The organism is Bradyrhizobium sp. WYCCWR15520 (assembly GCF_056174665.1).
The window spans coordinates 237,099-250,275 of the sequence record NZ_JBWBWM010000007.1 but is presented as its reverse complement, the minus strand read 5'-3'; the positions used below and the strand labels follow the sequence as shown (position 1 = coordinate 250,275).

11 protein-coding genes and 2 pseudogenes are annotated in these 13,177 nt (G+C 60.1%); 10 read left to right on the top strand and 3 right to left on the bottom strand.

Going from position 1 to position 13,177, the window contains the following annotated elements; translation table 11 throughout:
- Positions 1-253 precede the first annotated feature (253 nt).
- Both AC0QUY_RS10765 and AC0QUY_RS10760 read left to right on the top strand, forming a co-directional pair.
- Positions 254-1,201: a LysR substrate-binding domain-containing protein gene (locus AC0QUY_RS10765; RefSeq protein ID WP_161853380.1), complete on the top strand. Its 948-nt coding sequence runs from the start codon at positions 254-256 to the stop codon at positions 1,199-1,201.
- 403 nt (positions 1,202-1,604) lie between these two features.
- On the top strand, positions 1,605-1,877 hold the full coding sequence (locus tag AC0QUY_RS10760; RefSeq protein ID WP_161853381.1) for a hypothetical protein: 273 nt from the start codon (positions 1,605-1,607) through the stop codon (positions 1,875-1,877).
- On the opposite strand, the gene AC0QUY_RS10755 is transcribed toward AC0QUY_RS10760, so the two are convergent.
- Positions 1,867-2,073 carry a DUF2905 domain-containing protein gene (locus AC0QUY_RS10755; RefSeq protein ID WP_371419271.1) on the bottom strand — a complete coding sequence of 69 codons (207 nt, stop codon included), beginning with the start codon at positions 2,071-2,073 and terminating at the stop codon, positions 1,867-1,869. The two genes, AC0QUY_RS10760 and AC0QUY_RS10755, sit on opposite strands and share 11 nt — an antisense overlap.
- A gap of 92 nt (positions 2,074-2,165) precedes the next feature.
- Between AC0QUY_RS10755 and AC0QUY_RS10750 the strand changes: the two genes are divergently transcribed.
- Both AC0QUY_RS10750 and AC0QUY_RS10745 read left to right on the top strand, forming a co-directional pair.
- On the top strand, positions 2,166-2,954 hold the full coding sequence (locus AC0QUY_RS10750) for an SAM hydrolase/SAM-dependent halogenase family protein (RefSeq protein WP_475386804.1): 789 nt from the start codon (positions 2,166-2,168) through the stop codon (positions 2,952-2,954).
- Between the two features lie 895 nt (positions 2,955-3,849).
- Positions 3,850-4,161: a metallophosphoesterase family protein gene (locus AC0QUY_RS10745; RefSeq protein ID WP_161853623.1), complete on the top strand. Its 312-nt coding sequence runs from the start codon at positions 3,850-3,852 to the stop codon at positions 4,159-4,161.
- A gap of 164 nt (positions 4,162-4,325) precedes the next feature.
- Here the strand turns inward: AC0QUY_RS10745 and AC0QUY_RS10740 are convergent.
- Positions 4,326-4,538 (bottom strand): annotated as a pseudogene (locus AC0QUY_RS10740) (ATP-binding protein); the annotation flags it as partial.
- On the opposite strand from AC0QUY_RS10740, the gene AC0QUY_RS10735 reads away from it, so the two are divergent.
- On the top strand, positions 4,493-4,741 hold the full coding sequence (locus AC0QUY_RS10735) for a helix-turn-helix transcriptional regulator (protein ID WP_202639368.1): 249 nt from the start codon (positions 4,493-4,495) through the stop codon (positions 4,739-4,741). The pseudogene AC0QUY_RS10740 and the gene AC0QUY_RS10735 overlap by 46 nt on opposite strands.
- A 1,584-nt stretch (positions 4,742-6,325) precedes the next feature.
- Positions 6,326-6,563, top strand: a pseudogene (locus AC0QUY_RS10730) (AMP-binding enzyme); the annotation flags it as partial.
- A 216-nt stretch (positions 6,564-6,779) separates the two neighbouring features.
- Here AC0QUY_RS10730 and AC0QUY_RS10725 read toward each other — a convergent pair.
- Entirely contained in the window at positions 6,780-7,670 is an 891-nt protein-coding gene (locus tag AC0QUY_RS10725; protein WP_161856593.1) for a LysR substrate-binding domain-containing protein, read from the bottom strand.
- Between the two features lie 135 nt (positions 7,671-7,805).
- Here AC0QUY_RS10725 and AC0QUY_RS10720 point away from each other — a divergent pair, with 135 nt between their 5' ends.
- The 4 genes from AC0QUY_RS10720 to AC0QUY_RS10705 all read left to right on the top strand — a co-directional run bounded on the left by AC0QUY_RS10720 (position 7,806) and on the right by AC0QUY_RS10705 (position 12,192).
- A complete protein-coding gene (locus AC0QUY_RS10720) occupies positions 7,806-8,567 on the top strand; it encodes an SDR family NAD(P)-dependent oxidoreductase (protein WP_161853624.1) in 762 nt (253 codons plus the stop codon).
- Between the two features lie 21 nt (positions 8,568-8,588).
- Positions 8,589-9,437 carry a transketolase gene (locus tag AC0QUY_RS10715; RefSeq protein ID WP_161853625.1) on the top strand — a complete coding sequence of 283 codons (849 nt, stop codon included), beginning with the start codon at positions 8,589-8,591 and terminating at the stop codon, positions 9,435-9,437.
- Positions 9,434-10,450, top strand: a complete 1,017-nt coding sequence (locus AC0QUY_RS10710) for a transketolase family protein (RefSeq protein WP_161853626.1) — start codon at positions 9,434-9,436, stop codon at positions 10,448-10,450. Before AC0QUY_RS10715 ends, AC0QUY_RS10710 begins: the two co-directional genes overlap by 4 nt.
- Positions 10,451-11,052: 602 nt before the next feature.
- Positions 11,053-12,192, top strand: a complete 1,140-nt coding sequence (locus tag AC0QUY_RS10705; protein ID WP_202639046.1) for an MFS transporter — start codon at positions 11,053-11,055, stop codon at positions 12,190-12,192.
- The last annotated feature ends 985 nt before the right edge of the window (positions 12,193-13,177 follow it).

Sequence of the window (13,177 nt, the reverse complement as noted above, 5' to 3'; positions counted from 1 at the left end):
TGCGATTTGCTTGCCTACCATGGATGGTTCCCGATTTGACCAGGTGACCTCGCGGGCGCCGCGGGCGTTCTAAGTCCGAATTTGCGGTCCTCCCTTGCTTGCCCGCACAGCAGCGACCCTCGGAGCGAGCACGTGTGGCGCGCTTGCGCTGGTGATTTCAACCCGCACGATTTCAAGCCATCCAATGTTTTAAGCTAGCGGCCAAAAAGCCAATCAAATTGCTTTGCCGCGGCATTAAGAATATCTTATCGGGGTGATCACGACCCGGCAGCTATGTTATCTTGATGCGCTTGCCCGTCATCAGCATTTCGGACGAGCCGCGGCGGAGTGTTGTGTCAGCCAGCCCGCTCTTTCAATGCAGATCCACGAACTGGAAGGGCTTCTCGGCATAGAGTTGATCGAGCGGCGTCCGGGCGCGCCGATGTTCACCGAACTTGGCATCGAGATCGCGCAACGCGCCGGAGTGATCCTTGGTGCAGTGCGCGACCTGACAGACCTGGCTCAACATAGAGCCAAGGTGCTGAGCGGAACGTTGCGCCTTGGCGTCATCCCGACGCTGGCGCCGTATATATTGCCGCGGTTGCTGCCGCAACTGGAACTCGGGTATCCCGATCTGCGCCTTGATTTGGTGGAAGCGCAGACCAAGGTGCTGCTCGCGGATCTCGAGCGTGGCGCTCTCGAAGTATTGTTGCTGGCGTTGCCGCTCAAGGCGGCCGCGGTTGAAGTTTTCCACCTCATGAGAGACCGCTTCCTCTTTGCTGTACCAGCCGACGACCCTCTTCCGGAAACGGCGCGCGTGACGCCCGGCGAGGTGAAGAAGCGTAAGCTCATTCTGCTCGAAGAAGGCCATTGTCTGCGGGATCAGGCGCTCGACTATTGTGTCAAGGGGCGTTGGACTGTGGCCTCGAGCCTCAGTGCAACGAGCCTTGCAACGGTCATGCAGATGGTGGCGAGCGGATATGGCGCCACGCTAGTTCCAGAAGTCGCGGCCGATGTCGAGTTGCGCGACGACCGAGTGAAGCTCCTGCGTTTTGTCGAACCGCAACCCGGCCGCAGTATCGGGCTTGCGTGGCGCCGGACGTCTCCACGCAAGGCCGACTTCCTGGCACTTGGTCAGATGGTGAAGAGCGCGCTGGACGCACCCATCCGGCCGCAATGTGTCCGCCACGAGCACACGGGCCTGCGAACGAAAATCCAGTGATTCTGATTTAACCAACGCGCCTTTTCGGGGATTTCCGGTAACTTGCAAACATGAAGGCGGCAAGATACGCAAGGCATCGTGGCATGGTGAAGGCTCGGCTGCGGATTCCAGCGATGGTAGCCAACCGCAGAAGCGACTAAGCTAACCGGCTTCAATCGATCCAGATGTAGCTCCTCGCGCGCCTCAAGGAGGCGGGGTTCCATCCTTCCGCAAGGTGCAGCCATGGTCGTGGCAGCAACTTTCCGAACTTTCATTGCCGAAAATAATGAGCGATAATCAATAAGCCGGCCGCGGCGGCAAGTGCCGAGCGGACGGAATCGGTGCACGAAGATGGTAAAGGCCGATGCCTGAGCGAACGTACAGTCGAGGCAGCGATATCGATGCCACGAGAGCAAGCGCTCGTTTGGCCGGCCTCGACATCGACATCATTCACCGGCAATCGCCGACTGGTGATTGGGAGCAGATATCAATCAACCTGCGGGCAACGCCATCCTTCGAAGCGCTCGGGTCCTCGTTCGAGGCGGCTAACCCTTTCACGTTTTGGGTGCAGGCCACGCGATTCATGTGGATGCCGTGGCTGCTCACGGCGCAGACGATGATGCTGCCGGCAGGCTGGCCGCGAACGCTCCCGAGCGTCGTCCACCCTGAGCAAGAGGCGCCGACGGCTAACGGTTAGCGAGCCAAAGGATCAGGGAAAGGATCACGCTGACCAGCAGCGATGTTGCGAGCGGGATATAAACGCGGAAGTTGTCGCGCTCGATGACGGTGTCGCCGGGCAACCGGCCTAAGCCGATCTTGTTGATCACTGGCCATAGCAGCCCAAGCGCAACGAGCGACAAGCCGAAGATGATGAGGAGACGCGAGATCGACATTGCGCCGAGCCGATCACAGTGGGCGAGCCGATTGAGGGAGAGCAAGCCGGATTTGGCGTGCTGCTGTGACCGCGGTCCGTCGTGCGGCTCGGATGAGTCAGTATAGCGTTTTCGAGCGAGGTGGACACACGCAGTTGGGCAGGCTGACACCAATGATTGCCCTGTTCACGGATTTTGGGTTGCACGGCCCGTATACGGGTCAGATGAAGGCGGTGCTGCACCAGATGGCGCCGCGCATTCCCGTTGTCGACCTCTTCGCCGATGCGCCAGTCAGCAATCCCAAGGCATCGGCGTATCTGTTGGCCGCCTATGCTGCATGGTTTCCGGCACGAACCGTCTTTCTCTGCGTTGTCGATCCCGGCGTCGGCGGGACGCGGCCATCCATTTTTGTCGAAGCCGATGGCCGCTGGTATATCGGCCCCGGCAACGGCTTGTTTGAGCTGATCCGGCGCAGAGCCCAAGAAACGCGCAGCTGGGACATCGACTGGAAGCCGAAGCATCTCTCGGCCAGCTTTCACGGGCGCGACCTCTTCGCCCCGGTGGCAGCCATGCTGGCGCGCGGTGATCCGCCCCCCGGCCGGCCACGTCATGATGGCGCAGATCGCAGGGCAGACTGGCCGGATGACCTCTGCGAGATCGTTTACGTCGATCACTACGGCAATGCCATGACCGGGCTGAGGGCGGCTATGCTGCCGCCCGGCGCAAGGCTGACCGCGGCAGGTCGGGTTCTGGACCGCGCGAGGACCTTCAGCGATCTGCCGCCAGGCGCGGCCTTCTGGTATGAGAACTCCAACGGGCTTGCCGAAATTGCCGTCAATCAGGGGCGGGCGGACCGCGATCTCGGTCTTGCCATCGGCGGTACCGTCGAGATTGTCGCATGAACAAAGGCCTGCCGCTTTGACCCGAAGGCAACATTCGACCAAACAGCGCCCTCATCCGCATCGGCCGAAGCCGCCGGAGCGCCGCGACAAACCGCAGGCTAGCGCTAACAGGCGCCTTGCGGAGCAGATCCGCAAGATCCTGCGCAAACACTACATGAGCAAATACCGGGTGCAGTGAAATCGCGAAGTCTGAACTTTGAAGCAAGCACTGGGGTGCTACTTTGCATGGGGTTGTTTTCGAGAAACGGCTCTTCAGTCTATACAAATTTGAAGCGGCCGCTATCGGGCCGGCCAAAAAGCCGAGCAACTACACAGAGCACGACTGGTCCGCTCCCGGAACGACATTCCGGAATCTGCGCATTCGCAAGATTTCTTGCTCCATCATTGCCGAAACTACGATCGCACTTGTGCAGCTCTAGGCGCGGGCAGGGCAGCACGTTACTTTGTCTGAGCTTAGTGGATCGACAAGAAGGGTAGGAGTAGGTGCAACATCGCGGTACTGCAAGAACCCATTCGGTACTGCGACGTCGTACGGGCGAGGCGCAGCATCGCTGAAGCACGAACGGCGATCCGCTTAAGCACTTGAAATGAAAGGAAAATGCCCCAATAGTCAGCTTTGAATTTCTGTCGGCCCAAAAATCAGCCATTCCGGATGAGATGATAAAGCGAAATAACATCAATATGTTATCGCATCGATTTTGCATTGCGCCCATGATGGATTGGACCGAGAGTTCAGGTCTTTCAATCGGTTAGAGGGCGGCATGTGCACGACGTGTGCACCGAGAGATCAAGAAAGATCCAGCGACAGCCAAAGTACCCGGCTCTCAGAAGCGGGGCGTAGTATGTGGGATCGGGTTAGTCGGACATTCTGTTCGGCGCATCGATTGATGCTGCAGTGCTGCGGATTGGAATCGTCTCGGATACCCACGGGCTCCTGCGGCTCGAGGCTGAGCACGGCTTGGCGGGGTGGCGCATATCATCCACGCTGGCGATATGGTCGTGCGGAAATTCTTGTCAGACTCCGTCGGATTTGCGCCTCACAGCGATTAGAGGGAACACCGATACCGCCGAGTGGGCGAAACATTATCCTGACACTCAGGCGGTACAGCTCGGAGAGCGATCGTTCTATGTCTTGCACCCTCAGGAATTGCAGATTGATCCAGCAGTTTGCGGATTGATGCGCATCGACCGCGGATCCAACGATTGATGATGTGCTGTATCTGAATCCTGGAAGTGCAGGGCCACGTCGTTTCAAGCTGCCCGTCACACTTGCTACTTTGGAGATAACCTTCAAGCGGCCTTCGACCGGTCATACATGACCTCAGTCGCACCGAGTGAAGTGTCCGATGAAATGCGCGCTCGACCGCTGCATCAGGTAGCCGAACTGCTGCAGTCTTGCACCACCGGCAGTTCCTCGGCATTGGAGTCGCCCGGCGCAGTCGCCCAGGCCAGTTCGACTAGCATCACGATCCGCCGACCGGCACTGTCAAGCGGGCAAACGATGAAGCCCTGCTCCTCGATGTAGATCAAAAGACGCCGTGCACGTCGCAGCGAATGAGAGCCATAGGCGCGCGCAATCGCTACCTTTATCGCACCTGCCCAACGGCAACGCCGCGCTGTCCGCTGACATGGCAGCGCGGCTGGAGAAAGCATTCAAGAAATTCACCCGCAAAGAGCTTCTCGACATGCAGGCGGAATACGATGCCGCGCAGGCAAGCAAAAGGATGCGCCGGCCAATGCCACGGCTTATGTGCCCCGTTTCTGACGATCAAAGCCAACAACATTGAAGGATGGGTCCCACAATATCCTCGTACGCAGCCGCCTTGCGGTTTTCTTGCGTACGCTGGTCCATTCCAGGTGCCGTGCGGGTACCGCGGGACAGGAGCAAGTGCGAACGGGTGCTGGGATTGGGCGTCGCATGCGCCAATGACTTAGAGGGTTCCGTGGATCGATGCAGGTGGAAAAATGAGCTAGGCGCCGATCCCAACTGGCGTGCTACTTTGCATGGGGTTGTTCCCGATATTTTGGTTGGATCAGACGAGCAACATCATATTGCATTGAACCGATATGCGCGTGCTTGATGCTGATCAACGAGACGCCGACTGGCGCGATCTCTCTCGCATCGTGCTGCGCATCGACCAGACATTTAGACCAACCGCGCGCGGCTCGCATACGAAAGCTGCCTCTCGCGTGCCAGATAGCTGACCGAGTAAGGTTATCGGCATCTGTTGCAACGACGCCTAATCATCGCGACGCCTGCCTTCTACAACCCTCGATCATCGCAGGCGTCACGTCGGTAGGATAGTAAAGCGGCGAGGCACCGGCTGGTCGAGAATATGCGCTGCGAGGGCACGCCCTGCCGTTGAGCATGGTGTCATCCGGGCAGGCGCACGGTCCGCCGGTTGCGTGATATTGGTCCCGACTTGCTTTGATAGGATCGCAGCAATAGCCGTGGCCGTCAGTGCGACCTCAGCCTTGCGCTTGATCTCAGGCGGTGCAGGTTTCTCTGGGGCATGGGTGGTCGCGGACTTCTCGGAGTGGCTTTTGATGGCGGGTGCCGAATTGTTAGAGGTTGCTGCCGCTACAATAGGAGGTGATACAGGGTACGTGAGGCAACGGGGTTGGCCACGGAAGCCTGCGACTGCGCGACCGCCGCGACTGGCGCGTTGTTCACCGGACTGCTGTGGCGGCTTATAGTGTAAGCCCCTAACGCCGTGACGCTCAGCATAAAGAGTAGCGTTCTTGCCCGCATACTCGCGCCGCCACCATTAGCCGGTCTTTCGAGCATTCATGGCCCGCTCGACCTCATGGCTAGTTCATCCAGATGTTGCGCAAAACGATCGAGCATTTCGCGCTTCGCTTAGTCAGTAGCTAAGTCTCGGACGAGCGCACATTCGGCCGCGTCTTTGTGCAGCTTCTCCAAATGGGCTTGAATCCTTCATCATCCCCCCGCGTGCCTCCATTTTCCAACGAAGGAAGTGACACGGCTCGACATCAAATTGAACTAACAAATCTTAGGTCGGGACTGGACTGCTGCTTATTACCCTTGGCTTTTATTGAACGTCTCAAGCATTCCTTCGGCAGCGTCTGCGTGCTGAGCACGGCCCGCCCGGGGCTTGGGGGCATCGTGAGGCGGGCGCAGTGCCGAGCCAACCGATACGCTCAGTGAGAAGCCCTCGCGGATGATAGTATAGGGGAACGAGCGTATTGTCCGTAACGACTTAGCGATCATTCTTGTTTCAACCTGAGCGCGCTGGTTTCCAAGCCGTACTTGCAAAATGAAAATGCCATTGTTGCCGCTGTTGCCATAGCGGTCTCGGCGGCCGGCCTCACACGCTGAAGCCGTGTATCGGAGTGAGCAGTGGGCGACATTCCAGACTGACGGCTGCCGCCGCGATGCCGACGGCTATTACTGATCACCGGCCGTGTTGACGACGTGAATCAACGTCTCGGGTCACCACAAGGGCACTGCCGAGCTCGAAACTCGCTAGTCACGCATGCCGAGGTGTCCGAGGTCGCTGTCGTTGGCTATCCCCACGATATCAAGGGCCAGGGCATTTACCCCTACGTCACGCTAATGGCGGCACCGAGCCGACCGAGGAGTTGCGGAGTCATTGGAAATGAGCGATCGATGTCTTCATTATCGGCCCCCTTCGTCTCTAGCAGTCGTTTGCCTTTAATCAAAAGACCCGCTAGGGCCGGTCATCCAAATTGCTATGCTTCAGCACATGCTACCACGCAGTCAATCATTAGCAAACGCAAGAAGGCGGATCTCGCTGGCAAAAAGATGATCTCGCCGGAAGGGCTCGGGCTGCGTGTGGTCCACTACAGCCGCGTGGTAGTCCGATCAAGCTCTGACATGATCCAATCGGCGAATGCCCGCACTGCGCGGCGCTGCCGGTTGGCGCGAGGGAAGACGAGATGGTGGCCGACATAGCGGATATCGACGGACCGGCCGGCGAGCGGGGCGACCAATCTGCCCGTCTCGATCTCGCGCTCGGCAAGTCGCGTGGATTCCAGGGTGACGCCGAGACCGCTTGAAGCCATAGCAATCGCCAGGAAGCTGCGGTCGAAACGCATCCCATGAATGGCGGGCGCCTCAAGCCCATTCGCGGCAAACCATTGGTGCCATTGAACCTTCTTGACCTCTGAACGAATAAGCACCTGGCCGAACAAATCCTTCGGTTTGCGGATCTTCTTTGCAAGCGCCGGCGTACACAGGGGCGCAACGGTCTCCTCGCCGAGCGGAATGATTTCCAGAGACTCGCTCCTCGGCTGCCCATAGACGATATCGAGATCGAAATCGTCATTGCCAAAGCGGGCATACTCGGTGCTGGCGGCGAGCCGCACTTCCAGCTTGGGTTCGGCGGCAATGAACTGGTCGAGACGCGGCGCCAGCCACTGCGCTGCGAAGCTCGGCGCGCAATGCACCCGAAGCAGTTGCGGCCCGCGGCCGGCCACTTCCTCGATTCCGTGCCGCAGATTGTCGAATGCGGAGCCGACGTGACGCATCAGGTTTTGTCCGGCCGGTGTCAATCGGGTCGATCGGGCGCTGCGCTCGAACAGCGTGGTGCTCATCGTGCTTTCCAGTTTGCGGATCGCGTGACTGACGGCGCTCGGCGTCAAATGAAGTTCGCTTGCAGCGTCGCGAAAGGAGCCGGTGCGCGCGGCTGCCTCGAAGGCGCGGATTGCGGAAATCGGGATGCTGGACAGCAACATCCCATAAGTGAACCAGATTCATCTATGGGCGACAACTGTGCGTTTGTCGCCGTTGCGGCCCCGGAATAGTAGGTACGGTCAAAGAAACAGGCGCGGGTCGACGGCGTCTCGGATCAATGCCAGGGAGGAGACATGCTGCTACGCGGGAAGACGGCGGTTATCTCGGGCGCGGCCTCGCCGCGCGGCATAGGCTTGGCGACCGCCCGGCGGTTCGCGGCAGAAGGTGCCCGGGTCGCGATCCTCGACATCGATGGCGCCGCGGCCGAAGCCGCCGCGAAGAGCCTGGACGTCGTTTCGGGCGGATCCCACCTCGGCCTCGGCTGCGACGTCGCCGACCAGAAATCCTGTATGAATGCGATCGACGCTGTGATCGGCGCTTTCGGCCAGATCGATATCCTGATCAATAACGCCGGCATTACGCAGCCGGCGAAGCTGCTCGAAATCACGCCCGCGGACTGGGCGCGCATCCAGGATGTCAATCTCAAGGGCGTGCTCTTTCTGTCCCAGGCGGTGATCCCGCACATGCGCCGGCGCAGGTCCGGCTCGATTGCCTGCATGTCGTCGGTCTCGGCGCAGCGCGGCGGCGGCATTTTCGGCGGGCCGCATTATTCCGCGGCCAAGGCTGGCGTGCTCGGCCTCGCCAAGGCGATGGCGCGCGAGTTCGGACTCGACGGCATTCGCGTCAACTGCGTCACGCCCGGCCTGATCGGAACCGACATCACGGCTGGCAAGCTCACCGACGAGATGAAGGCGAAGATACTCGAGGGCATTCCGCTCGGCCGCCTCGGCCAAGCAAAGGACGTTGCGGGAATCTACACGTTCCTTGCTTCCGACCTCTCCGCCTACGTCACGGGGGCGGTGATCGACGTCAACGGCGGCATGCTCATCCACTGAGCACGATAGGAGGAGATCGCCATGGAAACGGCTCCGGCGATTGCAAACGCGCCGACGCTGGCGAAGCGTGCCCACAACATCCGCCGCAACGCGCTGAGGATGGGCGAAATCCAGGGCCAAGGTTATATAGCGCAGGCGCTTGACATCGCCGACGTGCTTGCCGTCGCTTACTTCCACGCCATGCATTACCGGCCGGAGGAGCCGTCCTGGGAGGGACGGGATCGCTTCCTGCTCTCGAACGGTCACTATGCCATCGCGCTCTATGCAGCCTTGATCGAGGCCGGCGTCATCCCGGAAGCAGAGCTCGATACCTATGGCAGCGACGAAAGCCGTCTGCCGATGTCCGGCATGGCCTCCTACACGCCCGGCATGGAGATGTCGGGCGGATCGCTCGGGCTGGGTATAAGCATCGCCGTCGGCATGGCACTCGGGCTGAAGCGCAAGAGCTCCAGCGCGCGGGTCTACACGGTGTTCTCCGACGGCGAGCTCGACGAAGGCTCCGTCTGGGAAGGGATCATGTCCGCAGCTCACCACAAGCTTGACAACCTGATCGCCATCGTCGACGTCAACAACCAGCAGGCCGACGGTCCTTCGACGGAAATGATGGCGTTCGAGCCGCTGGTGGACAAGCTCAACGCATTCGGTTGGTTCGTGCAGCGCGTGGATGGTAACGACCTCGATGCAGTGGTGGCGGCATTCGATGCCGCCAAGTCCCACGCCGAGGCGAGGCCCCGTATCCTCGTTGCCGACACGCTGATGGGCAAAGGCGTTCCGTTCCTGGAGCAGCGGGAGAAGAACCACTTCATTCGTGTCGAGCTGCACGAATGGCAACTCGCGCTTGGCGCGCTTGAAGCGGGGACGCAGTCATGAATACCACTGTATCAGCAACGCCGCCCGGCAAGCCGCGCCTGACCACCTCGGCCATGATCGCCTCGATCGCGGCCGAAGGACAAAGGACGAAGTCTGCGCCCTTCGGGCACGCGCTCGTCGAACTCGCGCGAAACCGCACCGACGTGATTGGCATGACCGCCGATCTCGGCAAGTACACTGACCTGCACATCTTCGCCAAGGCATTCCCGGATCGGTACTACCAGATGGGCATGGCCGAGCAGCTGCTGTTCGGGGTCGCCTCGGGGCTGGCTGCCGAAGGCTTTACCCCCTTCGCCACGACATATGCGGTGTTTGCCTCTCGTCGCGCCTACGATTTCATCCACCAGACGATTGCGGAGGAGGACCGCAACGTGAAGATCGTCTGCGCGCTGCCCGGTCTGACCTCCGGTTATGGCCCGAGCCACCAGGCGGCCGAGGATCTCGCGCTATTCCGCGCGATGCCGAACATGACCGTGATCGATCCCTGCGACGCGCATGAGATCGAGCAACTGGTGCCTGCTATCGCCTCCCATCAAGGCCCGGCCTATGTGCGGCTGCTGCGCGGCCAGGTGCCGGTGGTGCTTGACGAGTACGGCTACAAGTTCGAGCTTGGCAAGGCGGCCCTGATCCGGGAGGGCGGGGATGTCCTGATCATCTCGACCGGCATCATGACGATGCGCGCGCTCGAGGCCGCGAAGGAGTTGGCTGGTGACCGCGTGGATGCAGCGGTGCTGCACGTTCCCACCATCAAGCCGCTCGATGCCGAGACGATTCTGCGCGAAGCCCGCAAACCCGGGCGACTGGTCGTGGTTGCTGAGAACCATACCGTGATCGGGGGCCTCGGAGAAGCCGTTGCCGGCTTATTGATGCGTTCCGGTGTTCATCCGGTGTTCCGTCAGATTGCATTGCCGGACGAATTTCTCGCCGCCGGTGCATTGCCGACCCTTCATGACAGATACGGAATTTCGACCCCGGAAGTGTCAAGGCAGATAAAGCATTGGCTAGGGCGTTGAGGTTCGAGGCGCCGCTTCACAGCAGGCTTCGGCAACATAGTCGCTTCGCAGCTCCGCTGCGAGGATGACGGCTACCGCCTATGGCCGGCCTTCGAGTTCCGGTAAAGAAGAGATCAACGGACGGACCAGCTCCACACCGCGGATCGCAGCTTCACTCCTGCCTCAAGGTCCGCCGCATTGGCTGCACCCATCGCCATCTCCCCAAAAAAGACCTTCCAATTGCATCAACCATTCCGCTGCGCTTTCCGTCCAAAACTGAGCACCTTAGACTTGGCATCGATTGGGGCCGCGAAAGAGGGTGCCGCTTGGAAATCGGAGATCTCCAGTCGCTTCGTACTTGGGTGTACTCGCGAATCTGTGGACGTTTGACTGACAATTGGCACTAACTATTGTTCCTCTCAGTTTTGGCAGGTCGACTTAAATTCCCCGGCGTTCTACATTACAGATTGATCACGGCAGACAGAGTTTGAAATGGCAGTAAAAGCGACCCAATCGCGCTCTTTGCGTCAACGCGCCATCAGGAGTTGCGATGTTCATAGTTTCTGTGAAGTGCAACGCACCTACGCGCTGCGCTCGCGCAGATCTTTCTCCGGCTTTCCCCGATGATGTCGGTGGATCGCCCGGCCGCCCGGCTCGCGACGCGCCTTGCATTTTTCGTCGCCGGCTTTGGCATCGCGGGCTGGGCGCCCCTGGTGCCGTTCGCGAAAGACCGGATGGCGGTCGATGAGGGAGTCCTCGGCTTTTTGCTGCTCTGCCTCGGAGTCGGCTCCGTCGTCGCGATGATCGTGACCGGTGTGTTGAGCGCGCGCTACGGCAGTAGGCCGATCATCCTGATTGGCGGGTTCGGCCTTGCCCTCATCCTGCCGTGGCTCGCGCTTGCTGGTACACCTCTGGCGCTTGGGGCTGCGTTGTTTGCCTTCGGCGCCTTGCTTGGCTCTTTCGATCTGGCCGTGAATATCCATGCGGTCGAAGTGGAACGTGCAGCGAAGCGGCCGCTGATGTCCGGCTTTCATGCACAATTCAGCATTGGCGGCGTTGCCGGTTCTGGGGGGATGACCGCTTTGCTCTCGCTCGGCGCTGGCGCCTTCGCATCAACTTTGATCTGCTCGGCCCTTATGGCGATAGCTATGCTGCTGGCCTGCCCGCGATTGCTCCGAACCGCGCAGGCCCAGCAGGTGCCCTTGTTGGTCATGCCACACAACACGGTGCTGCTGCTCGCAATGCTTGCGGCAATCACTTTTCTCGTGGAAGGCGCGATGCTCGATTGGAGTGCTTTGCTGCTCGTGGGCAGAGGTCTCGTCCCGGAGGCGCAGGGTGGTCTCGGCTACATGTTGTTCTCTATTGCCATGACGGTCGGTCGTCTCCGTGGCGATGCCATCGTGGCGCGCGTCGGCGACCGCGCCACGCTGGTGTTTGGCAGTCTACTGGCGGTAGCGGGCTTCGCGGTCCTGCTGACCGCCGTGGGCGCAGCCTTCGCCATGGCGGGCTTGCTGCTCATCGGCCTCGGGGCGTCGAACCTGGTGCCAGTCCTGTTCCGCCGGGCTGGCACGCAGAAAGCGATGCCCGCCAGCCTTGCGATCGGTGCGATCAACACGGCTGGCTATGCTGGCGTCCTCCTCGGACCTGCTGGCATTGGCTTCCTCGCCAAGTTCGCTGGATTGCCGAGCGCATTTGCGATATTGGCGGCACTCATGTGTCTAGTCACGCTGTCGGCGCACAGCGTGACGCTGGAAATACCGTGAAGAGGAGGCGATGGTTCCACACGAGCAACTCGGCAAGATGGTGCGAGTGGGCTCGTGCGCCTCTCAGCGCCTGTGATTCGCGGCCCTTCTACATGCATCAATCTGTCTTCAGGCAATTCTCCAGATGAGAGAGCCCACGCAAGTGAGCTGATGAGGGTCCGCGCGCGCAACACGGCACGCCGCTTAACGGCGCATGGCGCAAGTTACTGTCGACAAAACCAGGCGAGACCCCGTCCCTCGTATGCGAGAAAGGATCTGCGACAGTAGATCGATTAGCCTCCACGGCTCCTTACTTCGAACGCGATTTCTTGAAAAGAGCCAGTCTCGAGAATCTGAACGAGGCGATAGCTGGAGTTTCTTCCTGACAGCGGGCAGGGTGTGCGTCATGAAACAGGAGAGAGAATGAGCAGGCGAGCTCGTTGGAACCACTCAGCGGCCTTCAAAGGTCAAGGTTGCATTTGCCGCCACCATTGGCGATCGGACGTTAGCTCAACTGCCGGAGCATTTGAGCGTCCACCCCAATCAGATCACGTCGTGGAAAGCTCGAAGGTGGCGGCGCCGATTGTTCGGCCCTCGTTGAGGCCATGGGGCAGGGCCACGCGTCGTTGAAGTGAAGTCGCTGCATGCCAGATCGGCGGGCTGATACTGGAGAACGATTTCTTAGAAGGAAGGCTCAGCAAAGCGGGCCTGCTGAGCGCAGAACGATGATCGACCGTGCACACGAGCTGCCGATCAGCCGGCAGCGGAAGCTCTGAACATCAGCCGGGCTAGCGCCTACTACCTGCCGGTAGCCGATCTAGGTCACCGCTGCGGCCGGTTCAGATTTGAACCTCCCCGGCAACAGGCGTCAAATTTCAGGCATTTCAGATCGGACAAGAGCTGCGCGTGATTGCCCGCGTAAGGGTGTTGGCTCAGGACGTTGTGTGGGATGAATGAAAATCAGATCTCATGCGTAATCCATGCGTTCATTTAGACGTGATTTATC